Source organism: Pseudomonas sp. ADAK18 (assembly GCF_012935695.1).
In the GTDB taxonomy this organism is placed as follows: Bacteria; Pseudomonadota; Gammaproteobacteria; order Pseudomonadales; family Pseudomonadaceae; genus Aquipseudomonas.
Genome location: NZ_CP052859.1, coordinates 5,135,666 through 5,157,564 on the forward strand (window position 1 = coordinate 5,135,666; position 21,899 = coordinate 5,157,564).

General features: G+C 59.9%; 19 protein-coding genes. 10 read left to right on the forward strand and 9 right to left on the reverse strand.

Translation table 11 applies throughout. The features are described from left to right. Nucleotides 1-117: 117 nt before the first annotated feature. The 7 genes from HKK55_RS23285 to yccS all read left to right on the forward strand — a co-directional run bounded on the left by HKK55_RS23285 (nt 118) and on the right by yccS (nt 10,727). Nucleotides 118-1,560 (forward strand): TldD/PmbA family protein, encoded by a 1,443-nt coding sequence (locus HKK55_RS23285; RefSeq protein WP_169356761.1) that lies wholly within the window; start codon nt 118-120, stop codon nt 1,558-1,560. Continuing rightward, a complete protein-coding gene (locus HKK55_RS23290; protein ID WP_169356762.1) occupies nt 1,560-2,876 on the forward strand; it encodes a TldD/PmbA family protein in 1,317 nt (438 codons plus the stop codon). Before HKK55_RS23285 ends, HKK55_RS23290 begins: the two co-directional genes overlap by 1 nt. A gap of 242 nt (nt 2,877-3,118) precedes the next feature. Then, a complete protein-coding gene (locus HKK55_RS23295; RefSeq protein WP_169356763.1) occupies nt 3,119-4,009 on the forward strand; it encodes an alpha/beta fold hydrolase in 891 nt (296 codons plus the stop codon). 36 nt (nt 4,010-4,045) lie between these two features. After that, nucleotides 4,046-5,473, forward strand: a complete 1,428-nt coding sequence (mdtD, locus tag HKK55_RS23300) for a multidrug transporter subunit MdtD (RefSeq protein ID WP_169356764.1) — start codon at nt 4,046-4,048, stop codon at nt 5,471-5,473. A 106-nt stretch (nt 5,474-5,579) separates the two neighbouring features. Then, on the forward strand, nt 5,580-6,965 hold the full coding sequence (dbpA, locus tag HKK55_RS23305; RefSeq protein WP_169356765.1) for an ATP-dependent RNA helicase DbpA: 1,386 nt from the start codon (nt 5,580-5,582) through the stop codon (nt 6,963-6,965). A gap of 181 nt (nt 6,966-7,146) precedes the next feature. Further along, complete coding sequence (locus tag HKK55_RS23310; protein WP_169357935.1) at nt 7,147-8,325, forward strand: NAD(P)/FAD-dependent oxidoreductase; 1,179 nt, start codon at nt 7,147-7,149, stop codon at nt 8,323-8,325. A gap of 218 nt (nt 8,326-8,543) precedes the next feature. Further along, complete coding sequence (gene yccS / locus HKK55_RS23315) at nt 8,544-10,727, forward strand: YccS family putative transporter (RefSeq protein WP_169356766.1); 2,184 nt, start codon at nt 8,544-8,546, stop codon at nt 10,725-10,727. Nucleotides 10,728-10,876: 149 nt separating this feature from the next. Here the strand turns inward: yccS and HKK55_RS23320 are convergent, their stop codons facing one another. Then, nucleotides 10,877-11,614 (reverse strand): ABC transporter substrate-binding protein, encoded by a 738-nt coding sequence (locus HKK55_RS23320; RefSeq protein WP_169356767.1) that lies wholly within the window; start codon nt 11,612-11,614, stop codon nt 10,877-10,879. A gap of 254 nt (nt 11,615-11,868) precedes the next feature. Between HKK55_RS23320 and HKK55_RS23325 the strand changes: the two genes are divergently transcribed. Then, a complete protein-coding gene (locus HKK55_RS23325) occupies nt 11,869-12,321 on the forward strand; it encodes a GNAT family N-acetyltransferase (protein WP_169356768.1) in 453 nt (150 codons plus the stop codon). A gap of 97 nt (nt 12,322-12,418) precedes the next feature. Here the strand turns inward: HKK55_RS23325 and HKK55_RS23330 are convergent, their stop codons facing one another. Genes HKK55_RS23330 through HKK55_RS23340 form a run of 3 tightly spaced genes read right to left on the reverse strand, consistent with a single transcriptional unit; the run spans nt 12,419 to nt 15,408 of the window. After that, a complete protein-coding gene (locus HKK55_RS23330) occupies nt 12,419-12,715 on the reverse strand; it encodes a helix-turn-helix domain-containing protein (RefSeq protein WP_169356769.1) in 297 nt (98 codons plus the stop codon). Nucleotides 12,716-12,734: 19 nt separating this feature from the next. After that, a complete protein-coding gene (locus HKK55_RS23335; RefSeq protein ID WP_169356770.1) occupies nt 12,735-13,241 on the reverse strand; it encodes a M48 family metallopeptidase in 507 nt (168 codons plus the stop codon). A 46-nt stretch (nt 13,242-13,287) separates the two neighbouring features. After that, complete coding sequence (locus HKK55_RS23340; protein WP_169356771.1) at nt 13,288-15,408, reverse strand: bifunctional diguanylate cyclase/phosphodiesterase; 2,121 nt, start codon at nt 15,406-15,408, stop codon at nt 13,288-13,290. 295 nt (nt 15,409-15,703) lie between these two features. Here HKK55_RS23340 and HKK55_RS23345 point away from each other — a divergent pair, with 295 nt between their 5' ends. Further along, complete coding sequence (locus HKK55_RS23345) at nt 15,704-16,369, forward strand: polysaccharide lyase family 7 protein (RefSeq protein WP_169356772.1); 666 nt, start codon at nt 15,704-15,706, stop codon at nt 16,367-16,369. Between the two features lie 141 nt (nt 16,370-16,510). After that, nucleotides 16,511-17,740, forward strand: a complete 1,230-nt coding sequence (gene alr, locus HKK55_RS23350; protein WP_169356773.1) for an alanine racemase — start codon at nt 16,511-16,513, stop codon at nt 17,738-17,740. Nucleotides 17,741-17,806: 66 nt separating this feature from the next. On the opposite strand, the gene fba is transcribed toward alr, so the two are convergent. The 5 genes from fba to epd form a co-directional block, all read right to left on the reverse strand. Beyond that, a complete protein-coding gene (gene fba / locus HKK55_RS23355; RefSeq protein WP_007913760.1) occupies nt 17,807-18,871 on the reverse strand; it encodes a class II fructose-bisphosphate aldolase in 1,065 nt (354 codons plus the stop codon). Between the two features lie 122 nt (nt 18,872-18,993). Next, nucleotides 18,994-19,329: an MliC family protein gene (locus HKK55_RS23360; protein WP_169356774.1), complete on the reverse strand. Its 336-nt coding sequence runs from the start codon at nt 19,327-19,329 to the stop codon at nt 18,994-18,996. A 60-nt stretch (nt 19,330-19,389) separates the two neighbouring features. After that, nucleotides 19,390-19,611, reverse strand: coding sequence for a hypothetical protein (locus HKK55_RS23365; protein WP_169356775.1), 222 nt, complete (start codon nt 19,609-19,611; stop codon nt 19,390-19,392). A gap of 29 nt (nt 19,612-19,640) precedes the next feature. After that, complete coding sequence (locus HKK55_RS23370; protein ID WP_169356776.1) at nt 19,641-20,804, reverse strand: phosphoglycerate kinase; 1,164 nt, start codon at nt 20,802-20,804, stop codon at nt 19,641-19,643. Nucleotides 20,805-20,829: 25 nt separating this feature from the next. Beyond that, nucleotides 20,830-21,891, reverse strand: coding sequence for an erythrose-4-phosphate dehydrogenase (gene epd / locus HKK55_RS23375; RefSeq protein ID WP_169356777.1), 1,062 nt, complete (start codon nt 21,889-21,891; stop codon nt 20,830-20,832). Nucleotides 21,892-21,899: the final 8 nt, after the last annotated feature.

The window sequence follows — 21,899 nt, forward strand, 5'->3', positions numbered from 1 at the left end:
AAAAACATCGCAGGCAAGCCAGCTCCCACATTTGAACGTATTCACAGGTCAAAATGTGGGAGCGGGCTTGCTCGCGATGGGGCCCTCCGGGCCATTGCAGCCCACAAGGAGGTCCACGTGTTCGACGCTCACCCGCAACTGAAAAAACATTTCTCTGCACTACGCACCACCGCCGAATTCTTCTCCCTGCGCTACGTTCGCGAATCCGGCCAATACCTGTCGGTGCGCAAGAACGTCGCCGAACCGCCACACCTGAACCACGACGAAGGCGCGATGCTCACCGTGCGTCTCAACGGTGTCGAAGCCTACGCAGCGACCAACGATATTTCCCTGCCTGGCCTGCAAGCCGCCCTTGAGCGTGCCGAACAGCAAGCCCGGCGGATCTTGCCCCATGCCCTGCTCGACCTGCGCGACCAACCCGTGTCCAGCGACGTAGCCGATTACCTGTCGCCCGACCTGAACCAGCCCTTCCCGTCCTTGAGCGATTGCTACCAACTGCTCGGCAGTGAATCCGCCGCAGTGCCCAAGGACGAGCGCCTGGTGAACTGGGAAGTCAGCCTGGGCATGACCCACGTTGAACAGATTTACCTCAGCAGCGCGGGCGCCGAATTGCGCCAGGCCCAGCGCTTCGTGTTCCCGGGCCTGAGCGTCACCGCCTACGACGGCAACGACAGCCAGACTCGCACCTTGGGCGGCACCAACTTCGGCCAGCAAGGCGGTGCGGATGTGATCAGCCGCTTCGGCCTGATCGGCGCCGGCCCGCAGATCGCTGACCAGGCGCTGCAATTGCTGCTGGCCCCGAACACGCCAGAAGGCCCGCGTGACCTGCTGCTGATGCCCGACCAGATGATGTTGCAGATCCACGAGTCCATCGGCCATCCGCTGGAACTGGACCGCATCCTCGGTGACGAGCGCAATTACGCCGGCACCAGCTTCGTCAAGGCCAGCGACTTCGGCCACCTGCAATACGGCTCCAAGCTGCTGAACGTGACCTTCGACCCGGACATTCCCGAACAGCTCGCCAGCTACGGCCATGACGACGACGGCACTGCCGCCAGCAAACAACTCCTGATTCGCGAAGGCCTGTTGCTCAAGCCTCTGGGCGGTGCGCTGTCGCAATACCGTTCCGGCATGGGCGGCGTGGCCAACAGCCGAGCGTGCAGTTGGAACCGCGCACCTATCGATCGCATGGCCAACCTCAATATCGAGGCCGGCGATCAGAGCCAGGCACAACTGATCGCAGGCATCGAGCACGGCATTCTCATGTCGACCAACCGTTCGTGGTCCATCGATGACGCGCGCAATAAATTCCAGTTCGGCTGCGAATGGGGCCAATTGATTGAAAACGGCGAGCTCAAGGGCGTGGTGAAGAACCCCAACTACCGGGCCATTTCCGCGCAGTTCTGGCGCAAGCTCAGCGCCGTCGGCGATGCCAGCACTTTCCAGGTGCTGGGTACACCGAACTGCGGTAAGGGCGAACCCAACCAGGTGATCCGCGTCGGCCATGCGTCGCCAGCCTGTGTGTTCAGCAACGTCGACGTGTTTGGGGGAGATGCCTGATGAATACCTTCAAGGCTCTGGTGGATTGGCTCAAACACGCCATCACCGAAACAGAACAGTTCCACCTCGGTTACGCGGCGGAATCATCCGAGTTTGTACGTTTCAACCACGCCCAAGTGCGCCAGGCCGGCCACGTGCAACAGGCCAGCCTGAGCTTGAAACTGATCCATGACGGTCGTCACGCCGACCTCGGTATCACCCTGGCCGGCGAACCTGCACTGGACCGCCAGCGCTTGGCCGACGGCCTGCAACAACTGCGGGAAACCTTGCCGTTGCTGCCTCAGGATCCGTATCTGCTGCTTAACCACAACGCCTGGCAAAGCAAGGACGAACAGGACCGACCGCTACCGGAACTGACCCAGGTTCTGGAAGAAATCAGCCAGGCCGCAAAGGGCGTCGATATGGTCGGTTTTTATGCCGCCGGCCCCATCAGTCGTGGTTTCGCCAGCTCAAACGGCGCCTTTGGCTGGCATCAGGCCAATAGCTTCAATTTCGATTTCAGCCTGTTCCATGCCAATGGCGAAGCGGTAAAAGCCAGCTACGCCGGCAACGACTGGGACAGCGCGACCTTCGCCCATCGCTTCCAGCAAGCCTGTGAGCAACTTGAATTCCTGGGCCGCCCGCTGCACCCGCTGCCCCCCGGCCAATACCGTGCCTACCTGGCCCCGGCGGCGCTGGAAGAAATCATCGGCATGCTGACTTGGGGTGGTTTTTCCGCCCAGTCCATCGCCAGCAAAGGCAGCCCCTTGCAACGGCTGTACGCAGGTGACCAGGCACTCAGCCCGCTGGTGTCGGTGGATGAGCAGGTCAGTGGCTCGCTAAGCCCGGCGTTTTCCCGCGAAGGCTATCCGCGCAGCGATGTGAAGTTGATCAACGCGGGCAAGGCCGATAAGCGCCTGATCAACTCCCGCAGCGCCGCCGAATACGGCCTGAGTACCAACGGCGCGCAAAGCGACGAAACCCCCACCGCCCTGCAAATGGCCGCAGGAAGTCTGGCCCAGGCCGATATCCTCAAACAGCTGGGCACCGGCCTGTACATCAGCAACCTGTGGTACCTGAACTACTCCGACCAGCCGGCCGCACGCCTGACCGGCATGACCCGCTTCGCAACATTCTGGGTGGAAGACGGCGAGATCAAGGCGCCCGTTAGCACCATGCGCTTTGATGACAGCGTCTATAACCTGCTGGGGTCGCAGTTGGAGGCGTTGACTGCCGAGCGAGAGTTGCTGTTGTCGGCCAGTACCTACAGCCAGCGCAATACCGCCTCGAACCTGTTGCCGGGTGCACTGGTAAAACGGTTGACGTTGACCCTTTAGACACCGATGACCCTTTTCCACATTTTGAATCGCGCGTGCCTCCAGACAGCTACAACCCCCGCCCTAGACACCTGGCCACTCGGCCAGTTGTCGCGTTCCAAAATCCTCGTTATAAAGGTTGGTGGCCTCTAGCCACGCCTGCGCGGTAAAAATAACTCAAACAACTACTCCGCCGTCCTCAACCCACTTGTCCTCAAGTGAAGCATGACCTTGCCCGGGAAAGGGCAAGCTGGAGCGTTGACATGAATCACGGAAGTTTTGTCATTGAAAAGCTGTTCAAGCACTACAACGTTCACGTAGAGCAGCTTGGTAACAACCCAGAAAAGAAAACCGTGCTGTTGGTCAATGGCGCGCTGTCCACCACCCGCTCGTTTGCGCGCACCAGCAAATGCCTGGCGGAGCACTTCAATGTGCTGATGTTCGACCTGCCGTTTTCCGGCTATTCACGTCCCTACAACACCGACCTGGATCTGGTGACCAAGGACGACGAAGTGGAAATCCTCCGCGCACTGGTAGAGCGTTTTCAGGTCAACCACCTGGTGTCAGCGTCCTGGGGCGGTATCTCCACGCTGCTGACCCTGGCGCGTAATCCAGCGTCCATCGAAAGCTCGGTGGTGATGGCACTGGCGCCCAACCTGAACCAGGCGATGCTCGAATACGTGGAACGGGTTCGGGTGCTGATCGAGGCCGACGACAAGTCTGCCGTCGGTCATCTGCTCAATGAGACCGTGGGTAAATACTTGTCCCCCAGGCTCAAGCGCAACAATCACCATCACCTGTCGAACATGGCCACCACCGAATACCGCCAGGCGCGTTTTCATATCCACCAAGTGCTGCAACTGGGGGATGGCAACTACCTGCCGCAGCTGCGCCAGATCGAAACGCCGGTGCACTTTCTCAACGGTACGCTGGACGAATACACCCCGGCGAACGAGGCGCAGTTGTTCAAGCAGTATGTCGGCCACAGCAGTTTTGCCACCGCCGAACATACCGGCCATTTGCTCGACCTGGAGTCCCGCGAAGCCGCCCTTTCCGTGCATCGTGCGCTGATCGACTTCCTGGTGGGCAAAGAAGTATCGCTGTCAGATATAGACGAACCGCCAGTGGGAAAAAGGGCAAGCGATAGCGCATAATCGGCACTACATAGCCTGCTAACAAAAGGGTTCTCAATGCCGAATCGCGTCCCGCTCGATGCCAAGACCGCCCGCTGGCTACCCTGGGTGGTAGCGATTGCCTTCTTCATGCAATCGCTGGACGGGACGATCCTCAACACGGCATTGCCGGCCATGGCCTTGGACCTGGCGGAAGACCCGCTGCGCATGCAAGGCGTGGTGATCGCCTACATGCTCACCGTGGCCTTGCTGATCCCGGCCTCAGGCTGGGTCGCCGACCGCTTCGGCACCAAAAAAATCTTCTTCGGCGCGATCATGCTGTTCAGCATTGGTTCGTTGCTGTGCGCCCTGTCCAGTACCTTGACCATGCTGGTGGGCGCCCGGGTGATCCAGGGCCTCGGCGGCGCGCTGATGTTGCCGGTCGGAAGGCTGGTGGTGCTGCGCGCCTACCCGCGCTCGGAGCTGGTACGCATCATGGGCTTCATCACCATTCCCGGCCTGCTCGGTCCGTTGCTCGGCCCGACCATGGGCGGCTGGATGGTGCAGTACCTGACCTGGCACTGGATCTTCCTGATCAACCTGCCGGTGGGCATGATCGGCTGCTACGCCGTATGGAAATTCATCCCGGACCTGCGAGGCAGCGAACGCACGCGCTTCGATGGCGTGGGCTTCCTGCTGTTTGGTGCGGCGATGGTGCTGATCACCATCGCCATGGAGGGCCTGGGCGAGTTGCACCTGCCGCATCTGCGGGTGATGTTGCTGCTGTTCGGCGGCCTGGCGTGCCTGGCGGCTTATTGGCTGCGGGCCGGGCATATCGATAACCCGCTGTTTTCACCAGTGCTGTTCAAGACCCGGACCTTCGCCGTGGGCATCCTCGGCAACCTGTTCGCCCGCCTGGGCAGCGGCGCCCTGCCGTTTCTGGTGCCACTGCTATTGCAGATCGCCTTGGGCTACTCGCCGTCCGAAGCTGGGATGAGCATGTTGCCCCTCGCAGCAGCGGCAATGTTTGCCAAGTCCATCGCCCGGCCGCTGATCGAGCGTCTGGGTTATCGCATTGTCCTGACCGGCAATACGTTGCTCCTCGGGATCATGCTGGCGAGCATGGGCCTGGTCAGCGAACACACGCCCTACCCGCTGCTGCTGGCGATGTTGGCCGTTCTGGGGGCAATCAACTCCCTGCAATTCACCGCCATGAACACTGTGACCCTGATCGACCTCGACGACGCCCAGGCCAGTAGCGGCAACAGCTTGTTGTCGGTGGTGGCGCAACTGTCCCTGAGCCTGGGGGTGGCCTGTGCCGGTGCGTTGCTGGGTGGTTTTACCGCCGAGGTCGGCAACGATGGCGTCAGTACAGTACTCGGCGCGTTCCAGCTGACCTTCCTCACCGTGGGCATCATGGCGATGCTGGCCGCGGCGATCTTTTTGCAGCTGTCGCCTGCGGATGGCCGACGAGTGGTCAACCGCGAGCACGACATCGAGCACTGAAAGGTAGGAAGAACCTGCGTCACCCAGGACTTCTCGTCTGGAACGTGCAGGGAAAATCCCTTGAGGCTGCTACACTGCGCGACATTTTGTTTTGCAGGCCAGTCCCGTGACCACCATCGCCACCGCTTTTAATACTTTGCCGCTGTCCGCCGCCATGCTGGCTAACCTGGACGCCCTTGGTTATACCCAGATGACGCAGATCCAGGCGCAAAGCTTGCCGGTGATCCTCAAGGGGCTGGATCTGATCGCCCAGGCCAAGACCGGCAGCGGCAAGACGGCGGCCTTTGGTATCGGCCTGCTGAACCCGATCAACCCGCGCTATTTCGGCTGCCAGGCCCTAGTGATGTGCCCCACGCGTGAGCTGGCTGACCAAGTAGCGAAAGAAATTCGTCGCCTGGCCCGCGCCGAAGACAACATCAAGGTGTTGACCCTGTGCGGCGGCGTGTCCCTCGGCCCGCAGATCGCCTCGCTCGAGCACGGTGCGCACATCATCGTCGGCACGCCGGGCCGCATCCAGCAACACCTGCGCAAGGGTTCGCTGGTGCTGGACGGCTTGAACACGCTGATCCTCGACGAAGCCGATCGCATGCTCGACATGGGTTTTTACGACGCCATCGAAGACATCATCAGCAAGACCCCGCCACGCCGCCAAACCCTGCTGTTCTCCGCCACCTACCCGGTGAGCATCAAGCAGTTGGCGTCCAAGTTCATGCGTGCGCCGCAGCAAGTGAAAGCCGAAGCGTTCCATTCGGATGAGCAGATCGAACAGCGTTTCTACGAGATCTCCCCGGAAGAGCGCATGGATGCGGTGACCAAGGTCCTGGCCCATTTCCGCCCGGCCTCGTGCGTGGCGTTCTGCTTTACCAAGCAGCAAGTACAGGAAACCGTTGATCACCTGACCTCCAAGGGCGTTTCCGCCGTCGGCCTGCATGGCGACCTGGAGCAGCGTGACCGTGACCAGGTACTGGCGATGTTCGCCAACCGCAGTACTTCGGTGCTGGTAGCCACTGACGTTGCCGCCCGTGGCCTGGACATTGATGCACTGGACATGGTGATCAACGTCGAACTGGCCCGCGACTCGGAAATCCACATTCACCGCGTCGGCCGTACCGGTCGTGCCGGTGAGACTGGTATCGCGATCAGCCTGGTGGCGCCGTCTGAAGCCCACCGCGCCCAGGCCATCGAACTGCTGCAGAAGTCGCCGCTGAACTGGGACCAACTGAGCAACCTCAAGTCCCAGGGCGGCGCACCGCTGCTGCCGGCCATGAGCACCCTGTGCATTGCTGCCGGGCGTAAAGACAAGGTTCGTCCGGGCGACATCCTCGGCGCCCTGACCGGTGACGCAGGGATTCCCGGTGCCCAGGTCGGCAAGATCGCGATCTTTGATTTCCAGGCGTTTGTGGCTGTGGATCGCACTATCGCCAAGCAGGCGTTGCAGCGTTTGAACGACGGCAAGATCAAGGGCCGTTCGCTGCGCGTTCGGATCCTGTAAGAACGCCGCATAAGCACTGTTCGAGCCGGATCAATGTGGGAGCCGGGCTTGCCCGCGATGCAAACGACTCGGTCTAATGACCAGACCGAGTTGATGCTATCGCAGGCAAGCCAGCTCCCACATTTGATTGCATTGCAGATCAGGATTTGCAGTGAACCAACATTTGCATGAGGACACCGTTTTGCGCTCTACCGAAGTCGTAATCATTGGCGCCGGCGCCGCAGGCTTGATGTGTGCACTGACCGCCGCCGGGCGTGGGCGCAAAGTGATGCTGATCGACCACGCGAACAAGGCGGGCAAAAAGATCCTGATGTCCGGCGGTGGCCGCTGCAACTTCACCAATATGTACACCGAGCCCGCCAACTTCCTCTCCCACAACGCGCACTTCTGCAAGTCCGCCCTGGCCCGCTACACCCAGTGGGACTTCATCGGGCTGGTGGCCAAGCACGGCGTGCCGTACCACGAGAAGAAACTCGGCCAGTTGTTCTGCGATAACAAATCCAGCGACATCCTCGGCATGTTGCTGGATGAGTGCATTCAGGTCGGCGTCAGCCTGCACCTGGACACCTCGGTCCAGGAGATCGCCAAGCTTGAAACCGGTTTTCACCTGCAAACCACTCTGGGCGAGCTGCGCTGCGAATCCCTGGTGATCGCCACTGGCGGGTTGTCGATCCCGACTCTGGGCGCCACCGGTTTCGGTTACCAAGTGGCCAAGCAGTTCGGCCATGAGCTGCTGCCGACCCGCGCAGGCCTGGTGCCATTCACCATCACCGACCAGCTCAAGGAGCTGTGCGGCGAGCTGTCTGGTACTTCGGTGGATTGCCTGGTGAGCTGCAACGACCAGAGCTTTCGCGAGAACATTCTGTTTACTCACCGTGGCCTAAGCGGGCCGGCGATCTTGCAGATTTCCTCGTACTGGGAATCCGGCGACACCGTTGAAATCAACCTGCTGCCCGACCACGACGCCCACACCTGGCTGCAACAGCAACAGGCCGAGCGCCCCAACAGCGAGCTGAAAACCCTGCTGGGCGAGATCTTCACCAAGAAGATGGCCAATCTGTTGGCCGAGACGTGGTTTGAGTCCAAGCCAATGAAGCAGTACACCCACGCCGAAGTGGCGGATATCGCCAACAAGCTGGGGAGCTGGCAGTTGGTGCCGGCGGGGACCGAAGGCTATCGCACAGCGGAAGTGACCCTGGGTGGCGTGGACACGCGGGAAGTGTCGTCCAAGACCATGGAATCGCTGAAAAGCCCGGGGCTGTATTTCATTGGCGAAGTGCTGGATGTGACCGGGCACCTGGGCGGGTTCAACTTCCAATGGGCCTGGGCATCGGGCTACGCCGCAGCGCAATACGCCTGATACAACGCGGTAAAATCTGTGGGAGCTGCGGTGCGACGATTCGACTTGCTCGCGAAAGCGGCTACAACCTCCATCCCAAGCTCCCACATTTGATTGCATTCCACTTTGAGAATTGGCGACTCCGGAACAAATTTTGCGGTCCAATGTGATCGCCACGCTTGCCGTGGCGTCATTACTGGCTCAATTTAGCGACATCGTCCCGGAAGACCCCAGACTTCATGTCATCGACCTCGTTCCGCCAATCCATGCGACGCCTTTGGGCGCTGGATAAGTTCAGCTACAGCGTACGGGTATTCATCGCCCTCACCGGCAGCATGGCGCTGTGTTGGTATCAGGATGAAATGGCGCTGCTGATCCCGCTGTTCCTGGGGATTATCGCCAGCGCCCTGGCCGAAACCGATGACAGCTGGCAAGGCCGCCTCAATGCCCTGGCGGTGACGCTGGTGTGCTTCAGCGTCGCGGCGCTGTCAGTCGAATTACTCTTCCCCTACCCCTGGATCTTCGCCATTGCCCTGGCCCTGGCCAGTTTTGGCCTGACCATGCTTGGGGCGTTGGGCGAACGCTACGGGGCGATCGCTTCAGCCACGCTGATTCTCTCGGTCTACACCATGATCGGTGTAGACCAGCGCGGCGGAACGGTCACGGAGTTCTGGCACGAGCCGTTGCTGCTGGTGGCCGGTGCGGCCTGGTATGGTGTGCTCTCGGTGTTGTGGCAGGCGCTGTTTTCCAACCAGCCGGTGCAACAGAGCCTGGCGCGGCTGTTTCGTGAATTGGGGCGCTACCTCAAGCTCAAAGCGTCACTGTTCGAGCCGATCCGCCAGCTGGATGTAGAGGCGCGACGCCTGGAGCTGGCCCAGCAAAATGGCCGGGTGGTCGCGGCCCTGAACGCCGCCAAGGAAATCATCCTGCACCGGGTCGGCAATGGCCGGCCGGGGTCCAAGGTCAGCCGTTACCTCAAGCTGTACTTCCTGGCCCAGGACATCCACGAACGCGCCAGCTCCTCCCACTACCCTTACAACGCCCTGGCCGAGGCCTTCTTCCACAGCGACGTGCTGTTCCGTTGTCAACGCCTGCTGCGCCAGCAGGGCAAGGCCTGCCAGACCCTCGCCGAATCGATCCAGATGCGCCAGCCCTTCGTCTATGACGACAGCTTCGCCGAGGCCTTGGGCGACCTCAACGCCTCCCTGGAGCACCTGCGTATCCAAAGCAACCCGGCCTGGCGCGGATTGCTACGCTCCTTGCGCGCGCTGGCGGCCAACCTGTCGACCCTGGACCGGCTGCTCGGCGACGCCAGCAACCCCGACAGCCTGGCAGATGCCACCGACAGCAGCCTGCTGGACCGCGCGCCGCGCAACCTCAAGGAAATGTGGACACGCCTGCGCACCCAGCTGACGCCGACGTCTCTGCTGTTCCGGCATGCCCTGCGCCTGCCCCTGGCATTGAGTATCGGCTACGGCATGGTGCATTTGATCCACCCGTCCCAGGGTTATTGGATCATCCTCACCACCCTGTTCGTCTGCCAACCGAGCTATGGCGCCACTCGGCGCAAGCTCGGGCAGCGGATCATCGGCACCGCCATCGGCCTGACCGTGGCGTGGGTGCTGTTTGATTTGTTCCCCAGCCCCTTGATTCAGTCGATGTTCGCCATCGCCGCCGGCCTGGTGTTCTTTATCAACCGCACCACGCGCTACACCCTGGCGACGGCCGCTATCACGCTGATGATTCTGTTCTGCTTCAACCAGGTGGGCGATGGCTACGGGCTGTTCCTGCCACGGCTGTTCGATACCCTGCTGGGCAGCCTGATCGCCGGGCTGGCGGTGTTCCTGTTCCTGCCGGACTGGCAGGGCCGTCGCCTGAACAAGGTGCTGGCCAACACCCTGACCTGCAACAGCATCTACCTGCGACAAATCATGCAGCAGTACGCCGCCGGCAAAAGCGACGACCTGGCTTACCGCCTGGCCCGGCGCAACGCCCACAACGCCGATGCCGCACTGTCCACCACCCTGGCCAACATGCTGATGGAGCCGGGGCACTTTCGCAAAGAAGCCGATGTGGGCTTCCGTTTCCTGGTGTTGTCCCACACCTTGCTCAGCTACCTGTCGGGGCTTGGCGCCCACCGCGAAACTCCGCTACCGGCCGAAGTACGCGAACACCTGATCGAAGGTGCCGGCAACACCCTCGCGGTGAGCATCGACGAAATCGCCACCGGGCTGGCCAACAAACAACCGATCACCATCCAGAGTGATGCCGAGGAAGCGTTGGCGGTTGAGCTGGAGCAAATGCCGGATGAGATCGATGAAGGACAGCGGCTGGTGCAAACACAGTTGGCATTAATTTGTCGGCAGCTCGGACCGCTGCGAACGTTGGCGGCCCACTTGATCAAAGACAGCAGCGCGACTTGATCCCCAAGCTGGCGTAGCAGTTGTCGAGCGCCAGCGAGGCTACGTACGCCACGCAACAGCTATCAGATCAGTCGCACACAGCAGCACCGCGTCGTACCTGACGCAGCCTCGCTAAAGCTCGACAGCTGCTACGCAAACTCACGCACTCGCTACATCCCGTGCTGCTTCATCAACCGCGCATAACTGCCATCCGCTTTCATCTTGGCAATCTCCCGATCAAAGTCGGCGACGATCTGCTTATGCTGCGGATTTTTCAGACTGACCAGGATATGCAGGCTGTTTTCGCTCAAGGGCGTTGGCAGGAACTCCACCGCATTGCGCACCCTGGGCGATTCGCGAGCCAGGTAGTAACGGGCGACAAACTCATCTTCCACCGTTAGCCGCACCCGCTTGGCCACCAGCATCCGCACGGCCATGGCGAAGCTATGCACAGGCACTTTCTGTAATTGCGTGTCGCTGTCGAAGGCCGCCGAGTAGGCATAGTCGCGCACCACCGCGATGGGGTATTCGTGCAGTTGCGGCAGGTTCTGGAAGTCGATGGGGTCATCCCGAAGCTTGATAAACCGTACCCGGTTCAGCATGTACTCACCAGAAAACTGCCCCAGGCGAGTACGGGCCTCGTCGTACCAGGCGTTGACCAGCACGTCATAGCGCCCATCACCCACGCCCATCAGCGCCCGCGCCCAGGGCACCTGTTCAAAATCGCTGGGGTAGCCCGCACGGGCCAGGGCCGTGCTAACAATATCCGTAGCCACGCCGCCATTGACCAACGTCGCATCGGTGAAGGGTGGCCAGCCATCCGCGACTAGGCGCAAGCGGTCTGCAGCCGCTATCTGGGCCAGCAACAGCAGTACGAGCAGAGCAACGGCACGAGACAATCGCGGCATGCTTGATGTCCTTGCACAGCGGGCAAATCCCAACGGGCGATGGCAGGGTCTTTCAGGAATACAGGACCTGACTGTAGCTCATCACTCGCGCTGTACAGCAGATTACACAAAGAAGTCAGGGCCGGAAGCACTCAATGATGGCAAATTGACGCCACTCACAAAACCGGCGAATTATTCATCCCGGTCCTCGACAACCAAGACAGTTGTGGCATAGCGGCTTACTATCCAGACAGGCATTTAATCGGGATGGAACGATGACAGTTGATTGGGTCTGCAAACACCACAGCGACTTGGGCAAGGAGCAGTTGTACGCCATCTTGCGCCTGCGGGCGGAGGTCTTCGTTGTCGAGCAAAAGTGCGCTTATCAGGACCTCGACGGACAGGACCTGGAGGGTGATACCTATCACTTAATGGCCTGGAACGATGATCAACTGGTGGCCTACCTACGCCTGCTCGACCCCGAATCACAAGGCGGTGACGTGGTCATCGGCCGGGTGATCGTTGCACCAAGCGCCAGAGGGACGGGGCTTGGCCATCAGATGATGGACGAGGCCCTGGAGCAGGCCGAGAAGCAGTGGCCCGAGGTGCCGATCTACTTGTCGGCCCAGGCACATTTGCAGGGGTATTACGGACGATACGGGTTTGTCGTGTCGGGAGAGGAATACCTCGAAGATGATATTCCCCACATCGGCATGCGCAAAACTTAGTACGCCATCGCGGGCAAGCCCGGCTCCCACGGGGAAATGCAATCACATGTGGGAGCCGGGCTTGCCCGCGATGGAGCCAGAACCAGCACCCCCTGACTCAGGGGTAGCCCAGCACCTGTTTGATCTGCGCCAGGTTTTCCTTGATCCAGCGCTGATCAATCGCGCCCCAACTGCGAATCCGGTAGCGCCCGGCATGATTGCGAGCGCCATCTTCCTGCTCAAACACACAGACGATATCCAGGTCCGCCAACGCCGCAAGGGTGTCCTGGGCGGTGCGCCTGGGCATGCCAGTGACTTCAGTCAGAGCCGGTACGCTGCTGGCCTGTTGGCTGTCGATCAGATACGCCACATACAGCCGGCGGTAGAAACTGCTTTTGGTCTTGCTGACATCCATGCTCGCTGCCCTCTGTCGTTTATTCCCGCGCCTTGCCCTGCAAATCCCGATACGTCAGGTACACCCGCAGGTCGAATTCCACCTGATGGTACCCCGGCAGCATATGTTCGCAGAGTTTGTAGAACGCCTTGTTGTGGTCCGATTCCTTGAAGTGTGCCAGCTCGTGCACAACGATCATCCGCAGGAACTCCGGCGCGGCTTCCTTGAACAATGAGGCGATACGGATTTCTTTCTTCGACTTGAGATTGCCACCCTGCACCCGCGAGATAGTGGTGTGCAGGCCCAGGGCGCGGTGGGTCAGGTCGAGGCGGTTGTCGAATAGCACTTTGTCGATGGCCGGGGCGTTGCGAAGGTGCTCCTGCTTCAAGGCCAGGGCGTAGCTATAGAGTGCTTTATCGCTCTGCACACCATGGCGCTCGGGGTAACGCCGGTTCAAGTAGTCGCCCAATTGATCCTTGGCGATCAATTGGCGGACTTGCTCCTGCAAGGCAGCGGGATAGGCCTGGAGGTATTTCAGCGCGGTCATGGGCTCAGCGACAGGAAATTTGAAGGGTGCCAGTGTAGCGAATTCATCAGGGTACCGCGTACAAGGTAAAGGGTTGCAACCAGTCGGCAACCTCCTCGGCCATCAAGGGCTGAGCCACCAACGGCCCTTGAATGAACTGGCAGCCATTGGCCTTGAGCCACTGGTATTGTTCATGGGTCTCGACCCCCTCGGCGATCACCAACAGGTCGAAGTGCCGACACAGCTCGATAATGCTACGAGCCATTGCCACCTCCCGTGGTGAGTCGGGCAAGCGGGCAATCAGTTGCGGATCCAGCTTGAGGGTATCGAACTCCAGGTCGCGTAGATGGGCCAGTGAGCAGCGGCCCGAGCCGAAATCATCCAGCGCGATACGTACCCCGACCTGGCGTAACAACTTGAGTTGCTTGGCCGATTCCTCGACGTTGTGCATCAGGCTTTCTTCGCTGATCTCCACTTCCAACTGCCGACCTTGCAGCCCGTGACGCTCCAACACCTGCTGCAGTTGTGTGGTCAGGTTGGGCATATTGAACTGACTGCTGCTCAGGCTCACGCTCAACACCAGGTTTTCGCTGAACAGCTGCGTCCACGCCTGACGTTGGGCGGCGACCTGCTGGTAGATCCAGTTGCTCAGTTGGCTGATCAGCCGCGCCTCTTCCAACAACGGGAGGAACAGCGCGGGCGACACATCGCCGACGCTGGGGTGCTGCCAGCGCAACAAGGCCTCGACACCCCGCAGGTGGCCGTCTTCCAGGGACACCTGAGGCTGGTACACCAGAATGAAATCCTTGTTGTCGATGGCTGCGCGCACGCTGTCTTCGAGCATCAACCGCGAGCGCGCGCGACCGTTCATTTCCTGGTCGTAATAGCGATATTGTTGACGCCCTGCACGCTTGGCTTCGTACATCGCAATGTCCGCCGCCCGCAACAGACCATCAAGGTTGGCCCCGCAGTCAGGGAACGTGGCAATACCGATGCTGACTCCGAGCATCACATCCAGGCCTTCGATCTGTTGGCAGATCGATACCCGCTCGATCAACTTCTCGGCAATCTTGGCCGCCTGCTCCGGGAACTCCAATTCCAGCAACGTGGTGAACTCATCACCGCCCATGCGCCCGAGAATATCGTAAGAGCGCAAGCAGGCCTTCAACTGCTCCGAGACCCAACGCAGCACCCGGTCACCGGCCTCATGCCCCAGGGAATCGTTGACCCGCTTGAAACCATCAAGGTCCAGGTACAACAAGACCAGGGATTGATCACTGCGTTCGTGGCGTAGCAGTGTGTTTTCCACCGCCTGATAAAACCCGCGCCGGTTGAGCAGCCCGGTCAACGGATCGGTGACGGCCTGAAACTCCAACTGCTGGTGCAAATGGCGCACTTGGGACATGTCCAGCACTGTCACCACCATGGCCTTCTGCTCGGCGGGCAACGGCGCGCAGGACATGGCCACCGGAACTTGCTGGCCCGGAGCGGTGCGCAAAATCGCATCATGCAGGCGCCAGGTTTCACCTCGGCGGTAGCCGGCATACAACTCGGAATCGGACCACCCCGGCACATGGGGCTTCTGCAAAAAATCGAGAAATGGTGCACCTTGCAACTCGGCAACCGGCGCATTGAGCAGCCGTGAAATCGCCGGGTTGGCGTAGCTGATCACGCCTTCTTCGCCTACCACCAAGATGCCTTCGGCGGCGTTGTCCAGCACCGAGGCATTGAAGGCCCTGGCGGACTCCAGATCATGGCTCAGGCGCTGTAAAGCCCGACGATCGCGCTGATGCTCCAGCAACGCCTGCACCTTGGGCTTGAGGATATGGGGATCGAAGGGTTTGAACAGGTAGTCAATCGCGCCGCTGGCATAGCCTTCCAGCACCGCCGCCGGTGATTGGGCATTGGCGCTGAGAAAAATGATCGGTGTCAGGTGGGTTCGTTGGCTGCCGCGCATCAGACGCGCGACTTCAAAGCCATCCATGCCGGGCATTTTTACATCCAGCAAGACCAGATCCACATCGTGTTCGAGCAAGAGCTCCAACGCTTCCAGGCCGGATGCAGCAGTGATCACCTGCCAATCTTCACGCTGCAAAAGCGCGCGCATGCTGATCAGGTTTTCGGGGTAATCATCGACCACCAAAAGAACTGAACAACTGACGGCGGGCTTAGGTGGAGCGCATTCCATGCACAAATCTTCCTTGGGGAGCCACTCCGGTGATGCTTGAGATAAAACCGGACAAATACTGAGGGCTCACTCTATCCCTGGATCCAATAAAGCAGAAGTCAGGACGGTGCCATCATTGCGCCAAAGCTCAGACAACCGACTAACGGTCAGTCTTCACAGCCCACGGTTTACGGGGAACATGGCTTTTTGACAGGTCTTTGACGTCAATTAACCGCCTTAAAATCGTTAACAAACTGTTACTGGACGATTATAAAGAATGTGATTTTCCTTCTCATTCTGCATAAAGGCCCACTCAATGATTGATCTGTCCACCTGGAACCTGAGCATCCCCGTCGGCTCCCCGCCTACGACCATTGACACCCCGAAGCTGCTCAGCGGGTTCAACGGCCAGTACTTCCAGGCAGAAGGCAGCAGCATCCAGTTCTGGTCTCCCGTCACTGGTACCCGCACCGAAAACGCTATCTATCCACGCAGCGAACTGCGGGAAACCTACGCCGACGGTCGGCTGCGCAACTGGACCTACCCCGAGGCCGACAACTTTCTGCGTGCCACCCTGGCCGTCAACCAAGTGCCATCGTCCGGCAAGATCGTCATCGGTCAAATTCACGCTTATGACAGCCAGAAACCACTGGTCAAAGTCGAATACCAGTACAAGGAAAAAAACCAGACCGGTAACGTCGTCGCCAAGGTCCGCATGCGTCCGGACGATGGCGAAGGTCGGGTAATCATCGTCGCCGAAAACGTTCCACTGGAGCGCAACTTCACCTACGTCATCCACCTGAATCGCGCCGGCCTCCTGAGCGTTGAAGCGGCCAATGGCCAATGGAACGAGCGCATTGGCGCCGCCTGGGGGAAAAAGCCGTTGTACTTCAAGGCTGGCGTTTATGTGCAGGACAACAATGGCAACAGCAAGGAAGGCGGCAAGGTGACCTTTGCCAAGCTGGATATTGATCACCAGTAACGCTGATTCGCTTCAGCGAGCCATCCCACGACGCTTTAGGACAGAACCGCGACCCAGGGTATCGACTTTCTTGTAGGACAATCCGAGTATTGCGTCGCACACACGCGCCATACCAATAAGAAAGTCATGGAGACTCACCCAATGCCCTTTCCTCGTACCCTGCTCGCCCTCTCTTTGGGCATGGTTCTGCTGCACAACCCAACCTTCGCCGCCCCGCCACTGTCCATGAGCGACGGGGTGGCCCAGGTCAATATCCAGGACAGCAACGCCTGGGTCGAAATCAACAAAGTCGCCTTCGAACACAACATCCGCACTCTGCAAGCCAGCCTCGCTGACAAGTCGAAAATCTGCGCCGTACTCAAGGCCGATGCCTATGGTCACGGCATCGGTTTGCTGATGCCGTCGGTGATCAAGTTGGGCGTGCCCTGCGTCGGTATCGCCAGCAACGAAGAAGCCCGAGTGGTCCGCGAAAGTGGCTTCAAGGGCCAACTGATCCGCGTGCGCACTGCCGCTTTGAGCGAACTGGAAGCGGCGCTGCCGTACAACGTCGAAGAATTGGTGGGCAACCTGGATTTCGCCGTGCGAGCCAGCCTGATTGCCGAAAACCATGGTCGCCCACTGGTGGTCCACCTGGGCCTGAACTCCAGCGGCATGAGCCGCAACGGCGTGGAAATGACCACCGCCCAAGGCCGCCGTGATGCCGTCGCCATCACCAAAGTACCGAACCTCGAAGTGAAGGCAATCATGACCCACTTCGCTGTCGAAGACGCCGCCGATGTACGCACCGGCCTCAAGGCCTTCAACGAACAAGCCAACTGGCTGATCAACGTCGCCCAACTGGACCGCAGCAAAATCACCCTGCACGCCGCCAACTCCTTCGCCACCCTGGAAGTCCCCGAATCGCGCCTGGACATGGTTCGCCCCGGTGGCCTGCTGTTTGGCGACACTGTGCCCTCGTTTACCGAGTACCAGCGGGTGATGCAGTTCAAATCCCACGTGGCATCGGTTAATAGCTATCCGAAGGGCAATACCGTCGGTTACGACCGTACCTACACCCTGGGGCGTGATTCAAAGTTGGCGAACATCACCGTGGGTTATTCAGACGGCTATCGTCGGGCGTTTACCAACAAGGGCATCGTGCTGATCAATGGACATCGGGTGCCGGTGGTAGGCAAGGTGTCGATGAATACCTTGATGGTCGATGTCACAGACGTACCGACTGTGAAGAGCGGGGACGAAGTGGTGTTGTTTGGCCGCCAGGGCAATGCGCAGATTGCCCAGGCGGAAGTCGAGGATATCAACGGGGCGCTGTTGGCAGACCTGTATACGGTGTGGGGAAACTCAAATCCGAAAGTGCTGGTGGACAAATAGCGGGCCACTGAATTACAGCCACAAAAAAACCCGCATCACTGCGGGTTTTTTATAAACGCTTGAGGCTTAGTTAACCTTGGCGTTCAACTCACCTTTCAAATAACGCTGGTACATCGCTTCCAGGGAGATCGGCTTGATCTTCGAAGCGTTGCCCGCAGTACCGAAAGCTTCGTAGCGCGCAATGCACACGTCGCGCATGGCAGTCACGGTAGCGCCGAAGAATTTACGTGGGTCAAATTCGCTCGGGTTGGTGGCCATCAGGCGACGCATCGCACCGGTGGACGCCAGGCGCAGGTCGGTGTCGATGTTGACCTTACGTACGCCGTACTTGATGCCTTCGACGATTTCTTCAACCGGCACACCGTAGGTTTCTTTGATGTCGCCGCCGTACTGGTTGATGATCGCCAGCCACTCTTGCGGGACCGAGGAAGAACCGTGCATCACCAAGTGGGTGTTAGGGATGCGTTTGTGGATTTCCTTGATGCGGTCGATGGCCAGCACGTCACCGGTAGGTGGCTTGGTGAACTTGTAGGCGCCGTGGCTGGTGCCGATGGCAATGGCCAGGGCATCCACCTGAGTGCGCTTGACGAAGTCAGCCGCTTCTTCCGGATCGGTCAGCATCTGGCTGTGATCCAGCACGCCTTCAGCGCCGATACCGTCTTCTTCACCGGCCATGCCGGTTTCCAGGGAACCCAGGCAGCCCAGCTCGCCCTCTACCGATACGCCGCAGGCGTGAGCCATGGCCACGGTTTGTTGGGTAACACGCACGTTGTAGTCATAGTCCGTCGGGGTCTTGCCGTCTTCGCCCAGGGAACCGTCCATCATTACCGAGCTGAAGCCCAATTGGATGGAGCGCTGGCAGACGTCAGGGCTGGTGCCGTGGTCCTGGTGCATGCACACCGGGATGTGCGGAAATTCTTCGATTGCTGCAAGGATCAGGTGGCGCAGGAACGGGGCACCGGCGTATTTGCGGGCACCGGCCGAAGCCTGGACGATCACTGGAGAGTCAGTCTTGTCAGCGGCTTCCATGATGGCGCGCATCTGCTCAAGGTTGTTGACGTTAAAGGCTGGAACGCCGTAGCCGAACTCGGCTGCGTGGTCCAGCATTTGACGCATGCTGATAAGTGCCATTGTGTCTCTCTCCCGGTCGAGGGTCGTTAATCGTGCAAGCCTGCCGTAGCGGCGGCTGCTATTCAAGTTATTGCCGATCGGGTGTTGAAGTCCGATCAGCTGAATCGTTATTGCATTGAGACCTAAGGCGCTTTACAGCCCCGGCCAATCAAATCATCGGTGGCAACCCAGTAAATCAGGCCTTCCTCACCCTTTGTGTGAAACGCCAACTGGGCATTGCTGTACAGCACACCCGAAGCCGCTGGCTCCTGCTTGAGGCGATAGACCTGATCCGAGCCGCCAAGGCGTACATCCACCTGGCTGCGGCTGGTGTCGGCAAACCGCCAGACCACTTGAGCCTGGCTGTCACAGGTCCAGGTGGTCCATTTGTCCTGTGGTTCTGCCTTGCTGTCGAACATGTTCAAGTTGCTGCAACCGGCCAGTAGAGCCAGGGCTGCCAGGGCGATAACGCCTTTCATTGCCAATCCTCGAACGGCGACATGACGCCGCCATTGCTGTCGGTTAATGAGTCAGACCCGTCAAGGGCAACCCTGTTCCTTACCTTTGGGCGGGGAGTCGTACTTCTCCAACCCATCCGGCCCGATGCGCTTGCTGATCACCGGCATGGTTTCGGCTTGCCAGTCGGCCTGGTAGCAGCCCTTGTCCGGCGCAGCCTGTTCAGCCTCGGGCGTTGCCTTGGGCGCACTGCCGCAACCGGCCAACAGGCCCGCCGCGATTACCAGCACTAACGACTTGACCATGGGAATGCTCCTTTTCCTGCTCGTGAGCCTTAACCTTTGGCCCGGCTTTCCAATACTTCGACCGCTGGCAGCACTTTGCCCTCGACGAACTCGAGGAACGCGCCACCACCGGTAGAAATGTAGGAGATCTGGTCAGCCACGCCATATTTATCGATGGCCGCCAGGGTGTCGCCGCCGCCAGCGATGGAGAATGCCGAGCTTTCAGCGATGGCATGCGCCAGCACTTTGGTGCCGTTGCCGAACTGATCGAACTCGAACACGCCCACTGGACCGTTCCACAGGATGGTCTGGGACGACTTCAACAGTTCAGCGAAGTTAGCCGCGGTTTGTGGACCGATATCCAGGATCATGTCATCAGCAGCAACGTCAGCGATCAGTTTGACCGTAGCGGTGGCGCTTTCAGCGAATTCCTTGGCGACGACCACGTCCACCGGCAGCGGTACGCTGACTTTGGCGGCGATGGCGCGCGCGGTATCGAGCAGGTCTGGTTCGTACAGGGATTTTCCCACTGGGTGGCCGGCAGCTGCCAGGAAGGTGTTGGCAATACCGCCCCCGACGATCAACTGGTTGCAGATCTGGCTCAGGCTGTTGAGCACATCCAGCTTGGTCGACACCTTGGAGCCGGCAACAATGGCTGCCATCGGTTGGGCCGGAGCGCCCAGGGCCTTGCCCAGTGCGTCGAGTTCAGCCGCCAGCAATGGGCCCGCTGCGGCAACCTTGGCGAACTTGGCCACGCCATGGGTCGAACCCTCGGCGCGGTGAGCAGTACCGAAGGCGTCCATCACAAACACGTCGCACAGGGCCGCGTATTGTTGGGCCAGTTCGTCGCTGTTCTTTTTCTCGCCCTTGTTGAAGCGCACGTTTTCGAACAGCACGATGTCGCCAGCCTTCACGTCAACGCCACCCAGGTAATCAGCTACCAACGGCACTTCGCGGCCCAGGGCCTTGCTCAGGTAATCGGCGACAGGCTTGAGGCTGTTTTCCGCCGAAAACTCACCTTCGGTCGGACGACCCAGGTGGGAGCAGACCATCACGGCCGCGCCTTTTTCCAGGGCCAGCTTGATGGTCGGCAGCGAGGCCAGGATTCGCGCATCGCTGGTGACAACACCGTCCTTGACTGGGACGTTGAGGTCTTCGCGGATCAGTACGCGCTTACCTTGCAGATCGAGGTCGGTCATCTTCAACACGGTCATGGGTCGCAGTTCCTGTGTTACTGAATTAGAGAGCAGGTTTTGGTAGTGGATAAGCGGTTTGCAGATAGTGTTCCGCAACGTCCAGCATCCGGTTGGCAAAACCCCATTCGTTGTCGAACCAGGCCAGGATGTTCACCAGCCTCGGGCCAGAAACGCGGGTTTGGCTGGCATCGACGATGGCCGAATGTGGGTCATGGTTGAAATCACAACTGGCGTGGGGCAACTCGGTGTAGGCCAAAAGACCTTTGAGCGGGCCACTGGTGGCGGCGTCGCGCAGAATCCGGTTGACCTCGCCGGCGTCGGTGTCACTGACGGTCTGCATGGTGATATCCAGACAGGACACGTTCACCGTCGGCACCCGTACGGCTTTGGCCTGGATTCGCCCGGCAAGTTCCGGCAGCAATCGTTCGATACCCCGAGCCAGTCCGGTGGACACCGGAATCACTGACTGAAACGCCGAGCGCGTACGGCGCAGGTCTTCATGATGGTAGGCGTCAATCACTGGCTGATCGTTCATCGCCGAGTGAATGGTGGTAATCGACACGTATTCCAGACCAACGGCCTGGTCCAGCAGGCGCAACAACGGCACGCCGCAATTGGTGGTGCAAGAGGCGTTGGACACCAGCAGCTCGGCGCCGGTCAGGCAATCCTGATTGACGCCGTAGACGATGGTGGCGTCGACATCCGCCTCGCTGGCCATCGGTTGGGAAAACAGTACACGCGGTGCGCCGGCATCGAGGAAACGCTGGCCGTCGGCACGAGTGTGATAAGCACCGGAGCATTCCAACACCAGGTCGACGCCCAGCGCCGCCCAGTCGATGCCCTCGGGGGTGGCACTGCGCAAGACCTTCACGCAGTCGCCATTAATATGCAGACAATCGTCCTCGACCCGCACTTCGCCGGGAAACCGGCCATGGGTGGAGTCAAAGCGTGTCAGGTATTCGATGCTGGCCATGTCAGCCAGATCGTTGATCGCAACAATTTCAAACCCGGCAGCCGCCCCTCGCTCAAACAGAGCACGCAAGACGCAACGACCAATCCGGCCGTAGCCGTTGAGTGCAACTTTGTAGGGACGCGGTTGAGGCATGGGGTTCT

Excerpts from the sequence above, each read along its gene's own strand:
- HKK55_RS23290 (WP_169356762.1), top strand. The coding sequence starts at position 1,560 with ATGAATACCTTCAAGGCTCTGGTGGATTGGCTCAAACACGCCATCACC.
- HKK55_RS23295 (WP_169356763.1), top strand. The coding sequence starts at position 3,119 with ATGAATCACGGAAGTTTTGTCATTGAAAAGCTGTTCAAGCACTACAAC.
- mdtD (WP_169356764.1), top strand. The coding sequence starts at position 4,046 with ATGCCGAATCGCGTCCCGCTCGATGCCAAGACCGCCCGCTGGCTACCC.
- yccS (WP_169356766.1), top strand. The coding sequence starts at position 8,544 with ATGTCATCGACCTCGTTCCGCCAATCCATGCGACGCCTTTGGGCGCTG.
- HKK55_RS23320 (WP_169356767.1), bottom strand. The coding sequence starts at position 11,614 with ATGCCGCGATTGTCTCGTGCCGTTGCTCTGCTCGTACTGCTGTTGCTG.
- HKK55_RS23325 (WP_169356768.1), top strand. The coding sequence starts at position 11,869 with ATGACAGTTGATTGGGTCTGCAAACACCACAGCGACTTGGGCAAGGAG.
- HKK55_RS23330 (WP_169356769.1), bottom strand. The coding sequence starts at position 12,715 with ATGGATGTCAGCAAGACCAAAAGCAGTTTCTACCGCCGGCTGTATGTG.
- HKK55_RS23335 (WP_169356770.1), bottom strand. The coding sequence starts at position 13,241 with ATGACCGCGCTGAAATACCTCCAGGCCTATCCCGCTGCCTTGCAGGAG.
- HKK55_RS23340 (WP_169356771.1), bottom strand. The coding sequence starts at position 15,408 with ATGGAATGCGCTCCACCTAAGCCCGCCGTCAGTTGTTCAGTTCTTTTG.
- HKK55_RS23345 (WP_169356772.1), top strand. The coding sequence starts at position 15,704 with ATGATTGATCTGTCCACCTGGAACCTGAGCATCCCCGTCGGCTCCCCG.
- alr (WP_169356773.1), top strand. The coding sequence starts at position 16,511 with ATGCCCTTTCCTCGTACCCTGCTCGCCCTCTCTTTGGGCATGGTTCTG.
- fba (WP_007913760.1), bottom strand. The coding sequence starts at position 18,871 with ATGGCACTTATCAGCATGCGTCAAATGCTGGACCACGCAGCCGAGTTC.
- HKK55_RS23360 (WP_169356774.1), bottom strand. The coding sequence starts at position 19,329 with ATGAAAGGCGTTATCGCCCTGGCAGCCCTGGCTCTACTGGCCGGTTGC.
- HKK55_RS23365 (WP_169356775.1), bottom strand. The coding sequence starts at position 19,611 with ATGGTCAAGTCGTTAGTGCTGGTAATCGCGGCGGGCCTGTTGGCCGGT.
- HKK55_RS23370 (WP_169356776.1), bottom strand. The coding sequence starts at position 20,804 with ATGACCGTGTTGAAGATGACCGACCTCGATCTGCAAGGTAAGCGCGTA.
- epd (WP_169356777.1), bottom strand. The coding sequence starts at position 21,891 with ATGCCTCAACCGCGTCCCTACAAAGTTGCACTCAACGGCTACGGCCGG.